This window comes from Maribacter algae, from assembly GCF_047345745.1.
Classification (GTDB): domain Bacteria; phylum Bacteroidota; class Bacteroidia; order Flavobacteriales; family Flavobacteriaceae; genus Maribacter.
In genome coordinates this window covers 34,756-54,169 of sequence record NZ_JBLFES010000005.1, presented here as the reverse complement: position 1 = coordinate 54,169, position 19,414 = coordinate 34,756, and the positions used below count along the sequence as shown (strand labels likewise).

The window sequence follows — 19,414 nt, the reverse complement described above, 5'->3', positions numbered from 1 at the left end:
TTCTGTGATATTTATTGTGATACTTTCGTGATATTTAAGTTTGTGTTTTGTTGTAAAATAAATTTTTCCGATTTTATTCTACAGGGCTACTCAATATGGAATAAAAGGTTTGAATCCCGTAAGCAATCTGACCTATTCTCAAATTTTCGTTAGGGCTGTGCTGATTGTTGTCCGGATTGACCATGGGAACTATAAAAGCCGGCATTTTAAGTTCGTTGATAAACGGGGCTATAGGAACAGTACCTCCCATAATGCGAATTTGGACAACATCCTCATTAAATGTTTCTTTTAAAGTATTAACCAAAAAATTACCGTAAGTATTGTTCAAATCCGTTCGGAAAGCATCGGTTACGGAGCCTTCCTTTACAGTGATGATTTTATCGTGCGCCATGCGCTCCTCTTTAGTTGGTATTGTTTCCTTAATATAAAAACCTTGTTCTTTGATATGGTTTTTGACCAAGTTTTTAAGTCGGGTTCCATCGGATTCCGGAACCAAACGTAAATCCAGTTCCGCAGTTGCCGTTGCAGGAACAATAGTTCTTGCTTTTTCACCGATCCACCCAGAACCTAAACCCCGGATATTCAAGGAAGGATACTGTAAAGCTTCCTGATAAAACCCACCTACTTTTTCAGGCGTTTTTATAGCCAGGTTCGAGTTGATTTTCATGGCATCGTCCGGGACGCTTTTTAAGATGGTAACGGTAGGTTCATCCAAAGAAATACCGTTATAATAACCCTTTACCAATACCTTTCCCTCGCCATCTTTCATTGAGGCCAAAAGTTCAGCAAGCAAAAAACCGGGGTTTGGGGCATAGTTCCCGTAATGACCGCTGTGTTGCGGTTTTATAGGTCCGTGGGTGGTCAAGGATAAGGTGGTAATGCCCCTGCAACCGTAAACTACGGTTGGTTTCCCCGATGCATGTACCGGACCGTCGTTGATTACCAGAAAATCAGCCTTCAATAATTCTCTATATGTTTTTACAGCTTTAGGAAGGGGTTTACTGCTTTTTTCCTCTTCACCATCTAAAATCACTTTTACGTTGAAGGGTATTTCTACGGCATCTTTTTTTAATAAATCGATAGTATTTAAAAACATTACGATGGGGCCTTTATCATCTGAGGTAGACCTTCCGAATAAACGCCAATCATAATCTATGTCATCGTTCAAATCTTCAAACGATTCGTTTTTCCATTCATCTCCATCTTTTGATTTTAAAACGATATGGTAAGGATTTGGTTGATTCCATTTTGAAGGGTCCACGGATTGCCCGTCCAAATGCATATAGAACAAAACGGTAGGTTTGGCATCATCCATGGGTAATGCCGCAAAAAATAGGGGCAAGTTTTCAGTCTCCAAGACAGAGGTGTTAAAGCCTCTTTCGTTGAATTTATTTCTTAGCCAAATCAGGTTTTGGTCTATATCATCCGCATCCAATGCATCATTGGGTATTTTAACGAAATTCACCAGTTCGTCTATCGTGTGACGTACTTGGGATTTTAGTGAAATTGAGTCTTGGGAAAAAAATACGTTAGATGTAAATAAAAATAATATTAGTACGTTTAACTTCATATTAAGTTTAATAAATTATTGACTAAGGTCGGAATCTTTTTTCTGATATAGAAAACAGTTTTAAGATTTAGCCCTAACCTTCTTTCAAATTAAATTATATAAATATGAGGACTTTCCATGTGGTGTCAATTATCTTTATTTGCTTTTTTTTAAAAAGTTGTGTTAAAGAGAATATATCAAGTGAACCAAAGGGAAGCTTAAAAGTTGTTATTAAAACATCTGATAATCTTCCCGAACCTAATGCAGTTGTAACAACCGAACCAAGTACACAAAGATTGATATCCGATTCAACTGGAAGTGTTGTTTTTGACAATATATCGGCAGGGGTATATAAAGTTATCATTGAGCTATCTCCAAATTCTACATCCTTTGCAGATTTTGATTTTATTTTGGAAAATATTAAAGTGGAAGAAAGCACCACCGCAGAAGTCTTTTATACTTTAATTGATGGCCCAAGTCCGATTACTGAAAACCCACTGAATCTGGATTTACTTCTTAGCGATAGTTATAGAAAGCTAAAAGACACGTATTTTATCGGAAATTACGATTACATATATTGGGGGGATATAGGCACTAATTCCGTCTATGTTAATCCGAATGAATCCGATAGGGATATTTTGGAGCTAGATACATATGAGGTGTCGGTAAATAATAGAATTATATATAATGTATGGACAGAAAATTATAAAGGTATACGAAATACAAATATTGGATTAGAAGCTATTCAGGATTCCAAATATGAGTCTCCATCAAATAGAGAGGAAGTAGAGCTAGAGGCAGAATTTAAGTTTTTAAGAGCATTGTTTTATTTTAATATGGCCAAATTATATGGCAATCCAGTTTTAGTAACTTCTACAGATTTTAATCAAGAATTTCTTCAGTCAAAAGAGGATTTATTACTCTTAATTGAGGAAGATTTAGTTTTTGCTGAAGAAAATCTTCCATCAATACAAGTTTCTGATATAGCTTCTAAAGGTGCGGCCCAAGCTATGCTTGGTAAATTTTATTTGTATTTAGCAGGCTTCCCTAATAATCAAACTGACAAGTATACATTGGCAATTAATCAATTTGAAAAAGTTATCGGAGCATACTCTTTAAATGAAAATTATGAGGATACATTTAATCCTCAAATTAAGGATTCCAATAAAGAAATTATCTTTAGAATCCCATTTAATTCAGATGAAAATAATGGAGGGAATCGAGGAGTTTTCTGGGGACCAAAAGGCTATGCCCTCCGTGATTTTTTATTACTGGATAAATCTTTTGTTTTAGATTATTTCAATATATCAGAAGGAGTTGGAGAAATTGTTACTTTTCCCTTAGATATAACCGATAAAAGGTTTTTCAATAATATAGCTTCTTTTACTGTTGTTGATAACGTGGCCAACAATGCAGAAAATATTGATGACTGGAGACCACTAAAATTTATTAGTGACATAATTGTTGAACCTCAGTTAAATTCTTCTATTGAAGATTTTCCACTATTGCGTTATGCTGATGTGCTATTAATGTTAGCCGAAGCTGAAAACGCCGTCAATGGACCTACTCAGAAAGCATACGATGCTATAAATGAAGTTGTTATGCGTTCTATCGGACCAGTAGGGATTCTATCTAATAACCTTACTCAAAGGGAATTATTATTAGAAATTATAAAACAAAGGAAGCTTGAATTTTGCTTCGAAGGCCAGTACAAAGATGATTTAATAAGGAATGAACTTTTGGAGTCTGTTATCTTAGATTTTAATGAGAGGAATCCAAGTTTTGCAAAACAATTTGATACTCATGAATATATTTGGCCCATACCACAAGAAGAGATTGATTTACTTCCTAATCTTATTCAGAATCCAGGATATTAACAAGCTAACGAATCTTATTGATAAAATCTGAAATAACATTCACTCCATTCTCTGTTAAATACTTTATAAAAGCAGACCCGATTATCGCTCCTTTTGCATATTTGGTGGCGGCCTGAAAAGTCTCCGCATCCTTAATACCAAAACCAACAATTTGAGGATTTGTAAGTGCTAGCGAAGCAATCCGCTCAAAATAATGTTCCTGTTCATCACCAAAACCTGATTTTGAACCTGTTACACTTGCCGTGCTTACCATGTAGATAAATCCGTCCGAGACTTTGTCGATTTGGCGAATGCGTTCATCACTGGTTTGGGGCGTTATTAGGAAAACATTGAGAAGGCCAAATTTTTTGAAAGTAACCTCGTAATCATTTTGATATACGTCCAAGGGCAAATCTGGCATAATGATACCATCAATACCTATTTCATGGCATTTCTTGCAAAAGGCTTCCACACCGTATTGCAACATGGGATTAAAGTACCCCATAACAATCAAAGGAATGGAAACCGATTTCCGAATGTCTTTTAATTGCTCAAAAAGTATTTCGGTGGTCATTCCGTTTTTAAGAGCTGCGGTAGAGCTATTCTGTATAGTAGGTCCATCTGCTAAAGGATCGCTAAATGGTAGACCGATTTCAACCATATCGACACCGCTCTTTTCCAAATCCTTAATGATTTTTACGGTATCGTTCAATGCAGGATAACCTGCCGTGAAATAGATGGAGAGGAGTTTTTTGTCCTCTTGCATTTTTTGGTTTATTCTGTTCATTATGTAAAGTACGAGGTGCGAAGCATGAAATACAAAGTCATTTTCTTTATACTTGTTGCTTCATGCTTGTTTAAAGTTTAAAGTAGTCTATGTATGTGTTCAAATCCTTATCCCCACGTCCTGAAAGACTTATCACGACTACATCATCAGGTTTAAATTTTTTATGTTCAAAAATAGCAAAGGCATGCCCGGTTTCAATGGCCGGAATGATACCTTCTAACTGTGATAATTCCAATCCCGCGGTCATGGCCTCATCATCCGTAGCAGAATAAAACTCGGCCCTTCCCGATTTGTATAAATGTGAATGCATAGGCCCCACACCGGGATAATCCAATCCGGCAGAAATGGAATAAGGTTCCGTTATTTGTCCGTCCATCGTTTGCATCAACATCGTTTTACATCCATGGATAATACCTACTTTTCCTAATGCCGATGTTGCTGCACTTTCTCCCGTATCTACTCCTTTTCCGGCTGCTTCCACGGCGATGATGCCCACATCGGGTTCATCCAAAAAGTGATGGTATGTTCCTGCAGCATTACTGCCACCACCAATGCAGGCTACTACATAATCAGGATTCTCACGACCTTCTTTTTCCTTTAATTGCCATTTTATTTCTTCTGAAATAACGGATTGAAAACGGGTCACCATATCAGGGTAGGGATGTGGCCCAATGGCCGAACCTATAATATAATGTGTGTCTACCGGATTATTGATCCAATCCCTGATCGCTTCGTTGGTAGCGTCTTTAAGCGTTCTACTTCCCGAGAGTGCCGGCCTCACTTCCGTGCCCAGCATTTTCATACGTGCGACATTCGGTGCTTGACGGGAAATATCGATTTCTCCCATATATACGATACACTCCATTCCCATTAGGGCGCAAACCGTAGCGGTGGCCACACCGTGTTGACCTGCTCCGGTTTCGGCAATAATCCTAGTTTTTCCCAACTTTTTTGCCATTAAAATCTGACCGATGGTGTTGTTCACTTTATGTGCCCCGGTATGGTTTAAATCCTCTCGTTTTAAATAGATTTTACAGCCATGTTTTTGGGATAATCTTTTGGCAAAATAGAGTGGGGAGGGCCTACCTACATAGTCTTTGAGAAGTTGATGGAATTCCTTTTGAAAAGAATCTTCATACATGATTTCCAAATACTTTTGGCGTAATTCTTCTACGTTGGGATACAACATTTCAGGAATATAGGCTCCTCCAAATTCTCCATAGTACCCTTTCTCGTCTGCGTGATATTTCATAGTTTTCAGTAATCAGTAATCAGTAATCAGTAATCAGTAATCAGTAATCAGTAATCAGTAATCAGTAATCAGTAATCAGTAATCAGTAATCAGTAATCAGTATTGGTAATTTGATGCCTAAACGATATAAATTCTTATAAATCATAAAGTACTTCTTTAAATTTTCTTACTTTTTCTACTTCCTTTAATCCCGGTTCAATTTCAAATTTGCTGTTGACATCTATAGCATGGCAATATTTGCTTTCGGGAGTCTTTAAGAATTCCAGTAGGCTTTCCGTTTCTTCCATACCAATTCCACCACTTAAAAAATAGGGTTTGGTAGAAGGGTAGTTTTCCAATAATTTCCAATCAAAGCGGTAACCGTTTCCGCCCGGTAATTTTCCCTTGGTATCAAACAGAAAAAAATCACAAACGTTCTCAAAAGGTTTCAATTGATCAAAATCAAAATCATCTTTTATCGAAAATACTTTGATGATTTTTAATATCTTTTCTGTCCGGTCTAGCGGAGTCGAGACCTCGTTATCGTTTCTTGACTCCGCTCGAAATGACGGGTAATCTTCTTTTAACCTTTTACAAAAATCAGGACGTTCCTTTCCATGTAACTGAACTGCGTGCAAGTCATATTTTGCTACTTTCTCCAATACTTCATTTATAGGAGCATTGACAAAAACCCCTACCTTCTTCACGCTATGGGGAACAGATGGCATTTCTGTATTGAAATATCTTTTTGAAGGTTCCCAAAAGATAAAACCCAAATAATCAGGTTTCAATGTAGCTACGTCTAAAGTATTTTTATTCATACCACATATCTTGAGTCTCACCCTATCCTTTTCTGTAGGGAAGGGTTTTTTACTTTCGTTCTTATTTGGATGAGGATAATTCACTTTTTTATTTCAACTTTTCTATGAAATCTTTTGCACTTTTCCCGGGATTATCGGTCTTCATGAAATTTTCACCTATCAGAAAACCCTGATAACCAAAGCTCTTTAAATCCTTAATCGCTTCAATACTACTGATACCGCTTTCAGATACTTTTACAAAATCTTCCGGAATTAATTTGGACAAATACTTGCTGGTCTCCAGACTTACCTCAAAGGTTTTCAAGTTACGGTTATTTACTCCTAACATATCCAAACTGGGCATGATGGATTTATATAGTTCCTCTTCATTATGAACTTCTAACAGTACATCTAAATCCAGACCTTTTGCAAGTTCCGAAAACGTTTTTATTTCTTCCCGTGATAAGATGGCCGCAATCAATAAGATGACATCCGCGCCATGCGCTTTTGCTTCAAGAATTTGATATTCACTAATAATGAATTCTTTTCTGAGTAAAGGCATGTCTACAGATGCTCTTGCCAGTATTAAATCTTCCAAAGAACCGCCGAAGTATTTAATATCGGTCAAAACGCTCATGCCGCAAACGCCTGCTTTTTGATATCCCATCGCTACTTGTCCCACATTGGTATTTTGATTGATAGTACCTTTTGAGGGCGAACGTCTTTTGTGTTCCGCAATAATACCTGTGGCACTATTTTTTAAAGCGTTAGCCAAAGAAAATGTTTTTCTTTCAAACAGAACGGAAGCCTCTAATTGAGATATGGGAATAAGCGATTTTTTTAAATCGACTTCCTTGTGTTTATCAGCTGTTATTTTAGCTAGAATATTCATATTGTCTTCTAATTCCAGGCGAAGCGATTGAGAAATCTAAATTTTCATTGAGATGTCTCAAATTCGTTCGGCATGATACTAATTTCTACTTAATTCCTGTAATTTTTTTAAAGCTCTTAATCCATTACCACTTAAAAGAGATTCTTTTGCTTTTTCGAATCCATCTCTGGGCATGGTTTCTTCAACCGTAGCAATAGCGACACCTGCATTGGCACAGACCACATTGTTCTGTGCTTCCGTTCCTTTGCCCTGTAGAACGTTCAGGAATATCTGTGCGGATGCCTCAATGGAGTCGCCACCGACAATATCGGATTGCTTAATGGCCGATAGTCCAAAATCAGATGGTTTTATCATTCCTTCAGAGGTATTGGAAATGGTTTTGGTATTTCCCGTTAGGGAAATTTCATCGTATCCATCCAAAGCATGAAGTACCGTAAAATTCTTATCGGTATTTTGATAAAGATACCCATACATCCTCGCCAGTTCCAGATTGAAAACACCTACCATCTGGTTTTTTGGAAAGGCCGGATTTACCATAGGGCCCAACATATTAAAAAACGTTTTTACGGCCAATTCTCTACGGATGGGTGCTACATTTTTCATTGCAGGATGAAATAAAGGAGCATGCAGCACACAAATTCCCGCTTCATCGATAGACTTTTTTAGGAAATCTGCCTCATTACTGAATTTAATACCCAAAAATTCCATGACATTGCTGCTGCCACATTTAGAGGAAACGCCGTAATTACCATGCTTGGTTACTTTTATACCAGCACCTGCTGTTACAAACGAGGCCAGTGTAGAAATGTTAAAAGTGTCTTTACCATCACCCCCGGTGCCACATAAATCTATGGGGTTGTACTCGCTTAAATCCACGGCCAAGCATAATTCCAAAAGTGCATCCCTAAATCCTTCCAACTCTTCAATGGTAATGCTACGCATCATATAAACCGTTAAAAAAGCGGCAATTTGACTGGTATTGTAATCGCCTTTGGCAATATTGACCAATATCCTGTTCGCATCGTCTTTAGAGAGGATTTCGTGGTTTATTAACCTGTTTAGTGTTTCTTTCATAAGCCCCACCTAACCTCCCCAAAGGGGAGGAACTGGCCTCCTTTTTTAATTAATAATAATTGCATTATACTTTCAATTCGAGTTTTAAATCCCACCTTTGGGAGCTAAGGCGCGCAACCAATTCTCCAATATTTTTTTACCATCCGGGGTCAGAACGGATTCTGGATGAAACTGTACGGCACTCACATCAAAAGTTCGATGACGGAGGGACATTATTTGACCGTTTTCATCAAAACTCGTAGCTTCCAAAACTTCTGGTAAATCTGGATGTACCACCCAAGAATGATATCTGCCTACCTCAATTTCATTTAACATACCATCAAACAATATATCATCTTTGGTAATATTTATTTTGGTCGCGACCCCATGGTACACTTGATCCAAATTTACCAATGTGCCCCCGAACACTTCAGCAATTGCTTGTTGCCCCAAACACACCCCAAAAATACTCTTGGTAGCGGCATACTTTTCTATAATCGGTTTTAGCAATCCAGCTTCCTCGGGAATTCCTGGGCCTGGGGAAAGCACAATTTTATCAAAGCCTTCTAAATCCTCCAATTCCAATTGGTCGTTTCGCAAAACCGTTACCTCACAATCCAAATCTTCCAAATAATGCACTAGATTGTAGGTGAAACTGTCGTAATTGTCTATGACTACTATTTTTTTCATGTTAGATGTCCTCTGCTAATTTTAGCGCCTTCGTGAGCGCTCCCAATTTATTGTACGTTTCCTGTAATTCTGCTTCGGGGTCCGAGGCAGCGACCAATCCCGCTCCTGCTTGATAGTGTAATTCATGGTTTTTGCTCAGGAACGTTCTGATCATAATAGCGTGGTTAAAATTCCCATTAAAGTCCATAAAACCTATAGCACCGCCATAGTAGGCCCTACTGGTTTTTTCATATTTTTCAATGAGTTGCATGGCCATATGCTTAGGTGCGCCACTTAGGGTGCCGGCGGGAAAAGTATCCGCTACGACCTTCATGGTAGAAATAGCTGGCTTTTTTTGTCCTGTAACTTTAGAGACCAAGTGAATTACGTGCGAAAAGAATTGAACCTCCCTGTAATTCTCTACTTGTACTACATTTCCGTTTCGGCTCAAATCGTTCCGGGCAAGGTCTACCAGCATCACGTGTTCGCTATTTTCCTTATCGTCCGCTTTTAACGCTTTGGCCAATTGTGCATCCTGTTCGTCATTTCCGGTTCTTTTGAAAGTTCCGGCGATAGGATGAATTTCGGCTTTACCATCGCTTACAATGAGCTGTGCTTCCGGCGAGCTGCCAAAAATCTTAAAATCCCCGTAATCAAAATAAAACAGGTAAGGTGACGGATTCACGGAACGAAGCGCCCTATATACGTTAAATTCATCGCCTTTGAACCCTTGTGAAAACCTACGGGACAATACCAATTGAAAAACATCTCCTCTTTGACAGTGTTTTTTTGCCAAAACGACATGCTCTTTATATTCTTCATCGGTGAGATTGGAATTTGGTTCGCCTTCCGTATTAAAATTATAAGACGCAAAATTTCGAATGTTGAAAATTCGTTCTAATTCAGCGATATTATTTTCGCTTTCATAGCAATGAGCGAAAATGTATGCTTCGTTATTAAAATGATTTATAGCGATAATGTTTTGATATACCGCATAAAAAATATCCGGAATGACCAGCGAATCGGTCTTTTTGGAAATTTCAATGTCTTCAAAATACCGCACCGCATCATAGGACATGTAACCGAACAGTCCGTTGTTTATAAATTTGAAATCATTGTTGTCCGCCTTGAATTTTTGACTGAATTTATTGATGGTCTCTACCACATCAGTAGATGTGCCAATAGGTGTCTCTTGTTGAGAACCATCGGGAAACTGCTCAAAAATGATTTCGTTCTCTACCTTTATGGAAGCAATAGGATTGCAGCAGATGTATGAGAAACTGTTATCATTGGCATGGTAGTCACTACTTTCCAAAAGAATACTGTTGGGGAAACGGTCCCGTATTTTCAAATAGATGCTGACAGGGGTAATGGTGTCCGCCAACATCCTCTTGTGATAGGTTTTTAATTGATAGTCCATAAATTCATTTTCATTTTGCCTTTGTCCAAACGAAAGTAAAATCTCTTAAATTAAAAAAGGCCTGTCGTGATGACAAGCCTCTGTATATGAAATAGGGTGCTTTGCTCACGAAGATTGCCGTAAGTTACTCCACCACCAAGTTTTTTTGTTACTGTTTTTCATTGAAGCCCAAATATAGAAATCATTTTTTGAATACCCAATTAAGGATATAAAAAAATAACCTCGTTTTCTATTTTTAAAGAAAACGAGGCTAAACTTGTGAGGTCAAGTTTATTTACAATGCCAAATCTACGACCAAATCAAACTCGTCATAAATGGTTTTGTCTCCCAAATCATCAAAGAAGCTGCCTGAACCATATTTTACATCATACTTTGCTCTGTCCACTTTCATAGTAGCAGTTGCCTTATTTTCAAACATAGAAACAACCAAGGTTATAGGTTTGGTAATTCCCTTAATGGTCAAGTCGCCCTGTACGGTATAGGAATTCTTGTTGAAAGGTTTTGCTGAATTTATCACCAATTTGGAAGTAGCGTGTGTTGCGGTTCCAAAGAAATCATCGGACTTTAAATGGCCTTCCAGTTTTTCCTTTCCGTCACCCGCTTTTAAATCGGTTACGGTCAAAGAGGTCATATCCACTACAAACTCTCCTCCTGTTAGTTTTTCGCCTTCCATTTCTAAATAACCTGATTTTAGGCCTATGGTACCTTCATGTGACCCGGTAACCTTATAACCTTTCCAAGTAACGCTACTTTCGCTAACTTTTACTTCTTTTTTTTCTCCATCGATAGGATTGTTGGCAGTTGCGGTAGACCCGAACACTACGGCCAAAGCCAAGCTTAACATTGTTTTTTTCATGATACTGATTTTAATGTAATTGTTAATTTGAAGTTTATAATGAATTATATATGCTGAATAAAATCTTTTTTGGACTGTCTTACTTTTGAAAAATGTTGTGTGCCATCTTCCGAAGACCTATATCCAATGGGCAATACCAATGCTGCATTGAGCCCTTTTTCCGTTAAATTTAAAATACTGTTATACGCCTCTGGCTCAAAACCCTCCATGGGACAAGTGTCAATTTTTAACAGTGCCGCCGCGGACATTAGGTTTCCAAGGGCAATATACGCTTGTTTGGAGGTCCAATTAGCCCGCTCTTCAGGCGTAAGAGCCAATACTTTTGATTTCATAAAATCACCATATTGATCAAGTGATTCCAAAGGGATGTTCCTTGTTTCGCTCACATCCTTTAGATAACTATTTATCCAATCTTCGTCTACCTCTGTTTTGTTAGCAATGACCAGTAAGTGTGACGCATCTACTATTTGCGTTTGCCCCCAAGAAACAGGTTGCAATTGTTTTCTAACACCCTCATCGTTTATTACAAAAATATGATAAGGCTGTAATCCATAGGACGATGCACTTAGCCTTGCGGACTCCAGGATAATATCTAGATTTTCTTGTGATACTTTTTTGGTAGCATCAAACTTTTTGGTAGCATAACGCCATTGCAAGCTTTCTATATATTCTTTCATTCTTATGTTTAAAATTTATCCAATAATTTATTTAGTTCCAATAGTTCCCTATCTGTAAAATCTTTGAGGATACGTTCTTCCGTTTCAAAGAGTATGCCATCAATTTTTTTGAGTACCGCCAATCCTTTGGGCGTTATTTGTATTTCAACCTTTCTTCTGTTATGCTGGCAAACAGTTCTGTTTACGTAACCTTTGGTGAGTAATTTGTCTACCAACCGGGTAGTGTTGCTCATTTTGGTCACCATACGTTCGTTAATGGTAGATAAATTGGCAGGTTCTCCTTTTTGACCTCTTAGTATGCGCAATACATTAAATTGTTGTGTGGAAATTTCAAAAGGTTTTAGACAGCAGTTCACCTCTTCATTTATTTTGTTCACTACAAGTGATAAATGAATGATTGTCCTCTTTTTTAAAGGAATCTCCGCATTGGTCTTTATGATTTCCTCAACATTCATGTTATTACAACAATTGTATATACAAATGTATGTAAGTTTGTTTTAGAGTCAACTTGTTTTAAAATTAAATATTTGTTAAAAAATTGAGTTAGTAGGTTTGCTTTAAATCGATTATTTTTGTGAATCAAAAACTAAAAAAATGGCAGACTTATCACAAGAAGAGTGGAGGGAACAACTGGAAAAGGATGAAAATGCCTTTATCTTGGATGTAAGAACAGATGATGAGGTTGCGGAAGGCTATATCCCAAACGCAAAGCAAATAGATATTTATTTGGGCGACGGCTTTATAGAGGAAGTGGAGAAACTGGATAAAAGCAAAAACTACTATGTATATTGCAGAAGCGGCAACCGTAGTGGCCAGGCCTGTTCCATTATGAACAGCCTCGGTTTTGAAAATGCCTATAATCTGGAAGGTGGTTTTATGAATTGGGACGGAGAAGTAACCGAATAGCTGATGGTCTAGCCAAAAATGATACGACCCGCTTTTCGGCGGGTTTTTTATTATTATCGAGTGAAAGAAGAATTACTACATTTTATTTGGAAGTATAAAAAGTTACCGTTGGAAGGTCTTCTCAGTGCGTCCCAAGAAACTATTCAAGTAATTCAAACAGGCAGGCACAATCATTTAAGCGGACCTGACTTTTTCAATGCCAAATTGAAAATTGGGGGTCAGTTATGGGCCGGAAACGTAGAGATTCATTTGAAAGCATCCGATTGGTACGCGCACCATCATGAAAAGGATGCAAAATACGATAATGTTATTCTTCACGTAGTTTGGGAAAATGATGTTTCCGTATTTAGGAAAGATAATTCCGAAATTCCTGTTTTGGAACTTAAAAATTATATCTCAACGGAATTATTAAATAGATATCAAGAATTGTTCAACCGAAAGAACCAACAATTTATTCCATGTGAAAATGAGATAAAGGATATTCAAGAGTTTACCTTAAAACATTGGTTTGAAAGACTTTTTTTTGAACGTTTGGAACAAAAGTCCAACGTTATCCTAGGGCTATTGGAAACTTCTAAAAATGATTGGGAAAAAGTGCTTTTCATTCTATTGCTGAAAAACTTTGGTTCTAAAATTAATGGGGAACTGTTTTTTGAAATGGGAAAGTCTTTGGATTTTTCCATCGTAAGGAAATTACACGGAAAACCGCTACAAATGGAAGCACTGTTTATGGGCCTGTCCGGATTACTTATTTCAGAAAACAGCACGGATTCGTATTACACTGCCCTAAAAAAAGAATATAAGTTTTTGAAGAAAAAATTTGTGTTACGCGAAATTCCTTCTGGCCCTCCAGAGTTTTTTAAATTAAGACCGCTTAATTTTCCAACCATTCGTTTGGCACAATTGGCTGCTCTATATTCTGGTGCCAACAACTTGTTCAATTTAGTGGTCAATGCAGAGAGTGAAGAGCTAAAAACGATATTCAGTATACATCCAAACACCTATTGGGAGGAACACTATACTTTTGGAACGGTTTCTAAAAAAAGTAAAAAGGGGCTCTCTAAGAATTTTGTTGATTTATTGATGATCAACACGGTTATACCATTGAGATTTTGCTATCAAAAGTATAAAGGTATTTTTGATGAAGACATTATCCTAAGCACTATTGAAGCCATCCCAAAAGAAAACAATAGTATTGTGAAGCGGTACGAGGGTTTGGGAATAAGTGTAAGAACAGCTAAGGAAAGCCAATCTTTATTACAACTTTATAATAACTATTGCACTCAAAATAAATGTTTGGACTGTACGGTAGGTGCACGGTTATTAAATTTAAAGTCCTAATTTTATAACTATGAATATGTTTTATGACTTGCTGCACTATCTTCAAAAACGTGGTTTTGAGGTTTGCCGTCGTATAGCGGAAAGGTTTGGCATCAGGGCTAGGGTGGTGCGTACTTCATTTATTTATTTGACTTTCGTAACGCTGGGCTTTGGTTTTGCTCTTTATCTATTCTTAGCTTTCTGGCTTAAAATAAAGGATTTGATTTATACCAAAAGAACTTCTGTTTTTGACCTCTGACCATGATAAAACTATCCCGTTCCAAACTTTATGTAGCTCTATCCTTAACACTTGCTGTAGTTTTTTTTGGTACCGTGGGTTATCGGTATATCTCTGATTATTCATGGATAGATGCGCTGTATATGACTGTTATCACCATGGCTACGGTCGGTTTTAAGGAGGTGCAGCCTCTGGACGATACTTCAAAAATTTTTACAGTATTTTTAATCGTAGCAAGTGTCTTTATTTTGGGTTTTGCTATATCAGTACTAACGGAATATGTTCTCAGTAGAAGTTCGCTGAACCTTTTAAAAAAGAAAAAAGTGAAAAATAAAATAAATAGTTTATCCGATCACGTAGTTATCTGTGGTTACGGTCGTAACGGAATGCAGGCTGCTGAACGTTTAATCGCTTATAAGAAACCTTTTGTGGTCATAGAGAAAAACAAGGATATCATTGAAAAATATGAAGAAAATATTCTATTTGTAGAAGGGGATGCTAATGATGATAGTACCTTGGATGAGGCCGGGATAGCTAGAGCGCAGTATTTGATTACGGCCATGCCGGATGATGCGGCCAATTTGTTCGTTGTGCTTTCGGCACGTCAACTCAATGAAAAACTATTTATCATCAGCAGGGCTTCCTTGGCAACATCACAAAAGAAACTATTTCTTGGCGGAGCGGACAAAGTAATTATGCCCGATAAAATTGGAGGTGACCACATGGCCTCTTTGGTCGTAATGCCGGATTTGATTACGTTCATGGATAAACTTTCTATGGAAGGTGTTCACACTACCAATCTAGAAGAAGTGGCCATTGAGGATTTTTCCGATCAGGTGGACTGTAATTCCCTCAGGGATTTGGATTTGAGAAAAAGAACAGGTTGTACCATAATAGGCTATATTGCACCCGATGGTGAATATATCATCAATCCCGAAGCGGACTTACAGCTACAACCAAAAAGCAAGGTCATAGTTTTAGGAAGGCCCGAGCAGATCAAACGGCTTAATGAAATGTTCCATATTGGATAAGCATCTTTTCAAGTTTTTTTTGACTCCCTCTATAATTTTTAAGATATTGCCGCTTAGACTAAATTAAAAATAATATGAAATACAAGCTTTTTGCTTTATTGGCTCTTTTTTTACCTGTAGTAACATTTGCACAGGAAACAGCGGAAAAAGGATTGGATGAAAAGGTAAACGACGCTTTTATGCCGTTTGCCACGTGGTGGGAAAATACCGTTTTAACATCTGTTCCTATTGCTGGTTATAATATTCCTATCGTATTGATTCTACTTATACTAGGTGCTACATTTTTTACCATTTATTTTAAATTTCCCGGTATCACTAAATTTCCTTTGGCCATTAACGTAGTTAGGGGAAAGTATGAGGAAATTGAAAAATACGGCCTTGAAAAGGTAGAAATGCACATGACCGAAGATGGTGATATTCCTGACACTATTCGAGATGAAAGCGAAGAGGGGGAAGTAAGTCATTTTCAGGCATTGGCAACTGCCGTTTCCGGAACAGTTGGTCTGGGCAATATTGCAGGGGTAGCCGTTGCGATAGCCCTAGGTGGGCCAGGAGCAACATTTTGGATGATTGTTTGTGGGTTAATAGGGATGTCCACCAAATTTGTGGAATGTACTTTGGGTGTAAAATATAGGGATGTTGGTCCGGACGGAACAGTATATGGTGGGCCAATGTATTATTTGTCCAAAGGGTTAAGTGAAAGTAATTTCAAAATTTTAGGAAAAGTTTTGGCTGTAATTTTTGCCATTTTATGTGTAGGTGCATCCTTTGGAGGCGGTAATGCATTTCAATCCAATCAAGCGGCTGTTCAACTTACAACGATGCTAAGTTTGGAAGGTGGCGCAACGGGAGTGATCATCGGAGTTGTTTTAGCCATTCTTGTGGGTATCGTTATCATTGGAGGTATTAAAAAGATTGCCAGTGTCACCGAAAAAATAGTTCCGTTCATGGCGGGTATTTATGTATTGGCTTCTCTGATTATCATTTTTGCGAACATCAAATACATAGGTGATGCTTTTGGGATGATATTTTCTGGAGCGTTTTCTCCTGATGCCGCAATAGGTGGTATCGTTGGGGTGATTATCGTAGGATTTCAAAGAGCGGCTTTCTCGAATGAGGCAGGAGCAGGTTCGGCTGCTATTGCACACTCAGCCGTAAAGACCAGATACCCCGCTAGCGAAGGCATTGTGGCCTTATTGGAGCCTTTTATTGATACCGTTGTGATCTGTACCATGACCGCTTTGGTCATCATATTTTTTAATATGGATGCCGGTGCCTTTGATTATGGTAACGGTGTTGGAAGTACAGTGTTATTGAATGATTCCGGAGCTTATGTGGGTGGGGTCGACTTAACTTCAATGGCCTATGATTCGGTTATTCCCGGGTTTAGATATGTGTTGACAATAGCGATTATCCTATTTGCTTTTTCAACGATGATTTCATGGTCTTACTATGGGCTTCAATCGTGGAAGTATTTATTCGGTAGAGGGAAAACAGCAGATATTTTATATAAAGTTCTTTTCCTTTTATTCGTTGTAATCGGTGCGGCCGCAACTTTGGATGCTGTCATCAAGTTTTCGGATGCCATGATACTTGCCTTGGTGTTTCCAAATATGATTGGCCTTTTGATTCTCTTTCCAAAGGTTAAAAAGAGTCTCACAAAATATATCAATGCCATTAATAAGGTCTATGAATAATATAGATTGATAAGATTGAAAAATTTTAAATCCCACTTTGAGTTCACAAAACAGGAACGAAGTGGGATTTTCTTTTTGTTATTGTTTTTAGTTTCGATCCAAGTTGGATATTTCGTGTACGACAGCGCAGACTTTTCTAAACCGAATATGTTCCAAATAGATGACGAGCTTCAAAAAGAGATAGATGCATTAAAGAAAGAAGTGGTTTCGGACAGCTTGAAGATATATTCCTTTAATCCCAATTATATTTCGGACTATAAAGGATATACGCTGGGAATGAGTGTTGAGGAAATAGACCGTTTGCATTTATTTCGCTCTAAAAACAAATATGTGAATTCGGTAATTGAATTTCAACAAGTTACTGGTGTTTCGGATTCACTGCTATATAGAATAGGGCCCTATTTCAAATTTCCCGATTGGATCAAAAATCAAAAACAAAAGACCAAAACATATCGATCTAAAAAAGTTGTTGAGAGTAGGAATGTAAATGCAAAAAAGGATTTAAACACTGTATCTGTTACGGAATTGAAAACAATTTACGGTATAGGGGATAAATTGTCCGCTAGAATCCTAAAGTTTCGTGACCGCTTGGGCGGATTTCTAGTGAACGAACAATTATACGATACCTATGGGTTGGAAAAAGATGTTGCGGACAGGGTTCTGTCAAAATTTGAAGTCAAGAATCCGCCGATAATCACCAAAATAAATATAAACAGTGCTACTGCGGAAGAATTGTCACAATTGATCTATATCCAAAAGAATGTAGCATGGAATATAGTCAATTATAGGAACGATAACGGTGCATTCATTTCTTTTGACGAATTGCTAAAGATTAAGGATTTTCCTGCTGATAAAATCGATAGAATTAAGCTATATTTGACCCTCAAAAAATAAGGCTATGCAAAGTATGTACTTCACTGAAGAACATCGATTATTTAGAGAAAGTTTAAAAGATTTTTTACAAAAAGAAGTTGTTCCACATATAGAAAAATGGGAAGCTGTGGGTACCATAGAAAAGTTCATTTGGAAGAAGTTTGGCGAAATGGGCTATTTTGGCCTTGCAACTTCTGAAGCGTATCATGGTCTAGGGTTGGATTTGTTCTATACCGTGATTCTTTTAGAGGAACTACAAAAAATCAATTCCGGTGGTTTTGCGGCTGCAATATGGGCACACGCCTATTTGGCCATGACGCATTTGAACAAAAATGCAAACGATTCGCAAAAAAAGAAATATTTGATTCCAAGCGTAAATGGGGATAAAGTCGGTTGCCTTGGAGTTACCGAGCCTTTTGGCGGGAGTGATGTTGCCGGTATGCGAACTACCGCTACCAAAAATGGGGATGTTTATATTGTCAACGGTTCAAAAACATTTATTACCAATGGTGTTTATGGGGATTACTGTATACTGGCAGCTAAAACGGATCCATCAGCGGGCAATAAAGGGATTAGCCTTTTTATAGTGGATTTAGATAGTGCCGGAGTTTCTTCCAATAAACTTAATAAATTAGGATGGAGAGCATCCGATACGGCAGAATTGGCTTTTGATAATGTAGAAGTACCTGTTGAAAATAGAATAGGTGTAGAAGGAAAAGGTTTTACTTTTATCATGGAAGCCTTTGCTTTAGAGCGTTTGATTATGGGTGTGAATGCCCACGCCAGAGCAGAATTTGCAATTGATTACACACTTCAATATATGTCCGAAAGGGAGACCTTTGGAAAACAGATAGACCAATACCAGGCATTACGCCATAGAATGGTAGACATGCATGCGGATATGGAAATGTGCAAACAATATAATTATGCCGTAATCGCTAAAATGGATAAAGGTGAATATGTTGTTCGAGAAGCAACGATATCAAAATTAAAATCCACTAAAATGGCCGATGAGGTCATTTATAACTGTCTGCAGTTTTTAGGAGGGTACGGTTATATTGAAGACTATCCCCTGGCCAGAATGCTGCGCGATAGTAGGTTGGGTCCCATAGGTGGAGGTACATCGGAGATTCTTAGGGAAATTATCGCCAAAATCATAATCGATAAAAAAGAATACCGAGCACCAAAATCATAGGTTTTAAATTTTATTAAAATAAGTTAGGCTGTAAATCATTAATTCGTTTTATATTTGTAGCCTTAATCATTAAAGAAAGGAGGTTGTAGCCAATGTTAATAATACCAGTAAAAGAAGGAGAAAACATAGACAGAGCTTTAAAGCGCTTCAAGCGAAAGTTTGATAAGACAGGTACAATGCGGCAGTTGAGAAAACGTCAACAGTTCACAAAACCTTCTGTTGAAAGAAGAGCGCAAATACAGAAAGCGCAATATATTCAAGGTTTACGAGATCAAGAGGAAATCTAGACCCTTGTTTGACAAAATAAAAGAAATCCCGCTAATAGTGGGATTTTTTTATGCCTTTCAATAAAACGAGTATTAAG

General features: G+C 37.7%; 20 protein-coding genes. 9 read left to right on the top strand and 11 right to left on the bottom strand.

The window, feature by feature from the left end; translation table 11 throughout:
• Positions 1–73: 73 nt before the first annotated feature.
• Complete coding sequence (locus ACKWBX_RS16700) at positions 74–1,570, bottom strand: M20/M25/M40 family metallo-hydrolase (protein WP_413969864.1); 1,497 nt, start codon at positions 1,568–1,570, stop codon at positions 74–76.
• A gap of 104 nt (positions 1,571–1,674) precedes the next feature.
• On the opposite strand from ACKWBX_RS16700, the gene ACKWBX_RS16695 reads away from it, so the two are divergent.
• A complete protein-coding gene (locus tag ACKWBX_RS16695; protein ID WP_413969863.1) occupies positions 1,675–3,426 on the top strand; it encodes a RagB/SusD family nutrient uptake outer membrane protein in 1,752 nt (583 codons plus the stop codon).
• Between the two features lie 4 nt (positions 3,427–3,430).
• On the opposite strand, the gene trpA is transcribed toward ACKWBX_RS16695, so the two are convergent.
• From trpA to ACKWBX_RS16645, 10 genes are all read right to left on the bottom strand, one after another.
• A complete protein-coding gene (gene trpA / locus ACKWBX_RS16690; RefSeq protein ID WP_413969862.1) occupies positions 3,431–4,192 on the bottom strand; it encodes a tryptophan synthase subunit alpha in 762 nt (253 codons plus the stop codon).
• 70 nt (positions 4,193–4,262) lie between these two features.
• A complete protein-coding gene (gene trpB, locus ACKWBX_RS16685) occupies positions 4,263–5,444 on the bottom strand; it encodes a tryptophan synthase subunit beta (protein ID WP_413969861.1) in 1,182 nt (393 codons plus the stop codon).
• A 134-nt stretch (positions 5,445–5,578) separates the two neighbouring features.
• Positions 5,579–6,265, bottom strand: a complete 687-nt coding sequence (locus ACKWBX_RS16680) for a phosphoribosylanthranilate isomerase (protein ID WP_462044678.1) — start codon at positions 6,263–6,265, stop codon at positions 5,579–5,581.
• Positions 6,266–6,332: 67 nt separating this feature from the next.
• On the bottom strand, positions 6,333–7,115 hold the full coding sequence (gene trpC / locus ACKWBX_RS16675; RefSeq protein WP_413969859.1) for an indole-3-glycerol phosphate synthase TrpC: 783 nt from the start codon (positions 7,113–7,115) through the stop codon (positions 6,333–6,335).
• 78 nt (positions 7,116–7,193) lie between these two features.
• Positions 7,194–8,189 carry an anthranilate phosphoribosyltransferase gene (trpD, locus tag ACKWBX_RS16670; RefSeq protein WP_413969858.1) on the bottom strand — a complete coding sequence of 332 codons (996 nt, stop codon included), beginning with the start codon at positions 8,187–8,189 and terminating at the stop codon, positions 7,194–7,196.
• 84 nt (positions 8,190–8,273) lie between these two features.
• Positions 8,274–8,858, bottom strand: coding sequence for an anthranilate synthase component II (locus ACKWBX_RS16665; protein WP_413969857.1), 585 nt, complete (start codon positions 8,856–8,858; stop codon positions 8,274–8,276).
• A gap of 1 nt (position 8,859) precedes the next feature.
• Positions 8,860–10,257 (bottom strand): anthranilate synthase component I family protein, encoded by a 1,398-nt coding sequence (locus tag ACKWBX_RS16660; RefSeq protein ID WP_413969856.1) that lies wholly within the window; start codon positions 10,255–10,257, stop codon positions 8,860–8,862.
• Positions 10,258–10,531: 274 nt separating this feature from the next.
• Positions 10,532–11,113 (bottom strand): YceI family protein, encoded by a 582-nt coding sequence (locus tag ACKWBX_RS16655; RefSeq protein WP_413969855.1) that lies wholly within the window; start codon positions 11,111–11,113, stop codon positions 10,532–10,534.
• Positions 11,114–11,157: 44 nt separating this feature from the next.
• A complete protein-coding gene (locus tag ACKWBX_RS16650) occupies positions 11,158–11,790 on the bottom strand; it encodes an NAD(P)H-dependent oxidoreductase (RefSeq protein ID WP_413969854.1) in 633 nt (210 codons plus the stop codon).
• 8 nt (positions 11,791–11,798) lie between these two features.
• Positions 11,799–12,245 carry a MarR family winged helix-turn-helix transcriptional regulator gene (locus ACKWBX_RS16645; protein ID WP_413969853.1) on the bottom strand — a complete coding sequence of 149 codons (447 nt, stop codon included), beginning with the start codon at positions 12,243–12,245 and terminating at the stop codon, positions 11,799–11,801.
• A gap of 139 nt (positions 12,246–12,384) precedes the next feature.
• Here ACKWBX_RS16645 and ACKWBX_RS16640 point away from each other — a divergent pair, with 139 nt between their 5' ends.
• From ACKWBX_RS16640 to rpsU, 8 genes are all read left to right on the top strand, one after another.
• Positions 12,385–12,696, top strand: coding sequence for a rhodanese-like domain-containing protein (locus ACKWBX_RS16640; protein ID WP_413969852.1), 312 nt, complete (start codon positions 12,385–12,387; stop codon positions 12,694–12,696).
• A gap of 60 nt (positions 12,697–12,756) precedes the next feature.
• Positions 12,757–14,037 (top strand): DUF2851 family protein, encoded by a 1,281-nt coding sequence (locus tag ACKWBX_RS16635; protein WP_413969851.1) that lies wholly within the window; start codon positions 12,757–12,759, stop codon positions 14,035–14,037.
• A gap of 10 nt (positions 14,038–14,047) precedes the next feature.
• Positions 14,048–14,275 (top strand): PspC domain-containing protein, encoded by a 228-nt coding sequence (locus ACKWBX_RS16630; RefSeq protein ID WP_413969850.1) that lies wholly within the window; start codon positions 14,048–14,050, stop codon positions 14,273–14,275.
• 2 nt (positions 14,276–14,277) lie between these two features.
• Positions 14,278–15,285 (top strand): potassium channel family protein, encoded by a 1,008-nt coding sequence (locus tag ACKWBX_RS16625; protein ID WP_413969849.1) that lies wholly within the window; start codon positions 14,278–14,280, stop codon positions 15,283–15,285.
• Positions 15,286–15,359: 74 nt separating this feature from the next.
• Positions 15,360–16,982: an alanine/glycine:cation symporter family protein gene (locus ACKWBX_RS16620; protein ID WP_413969848.1), complete on the top strand. Its 1,623-nt coding sequence runs from the start codon at positions 15,360–15,362 to the stop codon at positions 16,980–16,982.
• Between the two features lie 147 nt (positions 16,983–17,129).
• A complete protein-coding gene (locus ACKWBX_RS16615) occupies positions 17,130–17,876 on the top strand; it encodes a ComEA family DNA-binding protein (RefSeq protein ID WP_413969847.1) in 747 nt (248 codons plus the stop codon).
• A 4-nt stretch (positions 17,877–17,880) separates the two neighbouring features.
• A complete protein-coding gene (locus ACKWBX_RS16610; protein ID WP_413969846.1) occupies positions 17,881–19,050 on the top strand; it encodes an acyl-CoA dehydrogenase family protein in 1,170 nt (389 codons plus the stop codon).
• 92 nt (positions 19,051–19,142) lie between these two features.
• Positions 19,143–19,337: a 30S ribosomal protein S21 gene (gene rpsU / locus ACKWBX_RS16605; protein ID WP_047244701.1), complete on the top strand. Its 195-nt coding sequence runs from the start codon at positions 19,143–19,145 to the stop codon at positions 19,335–19,337.
• The last annotated feature ends 77 nt before the right edge of the window (positions 19,338–19,414 follow it).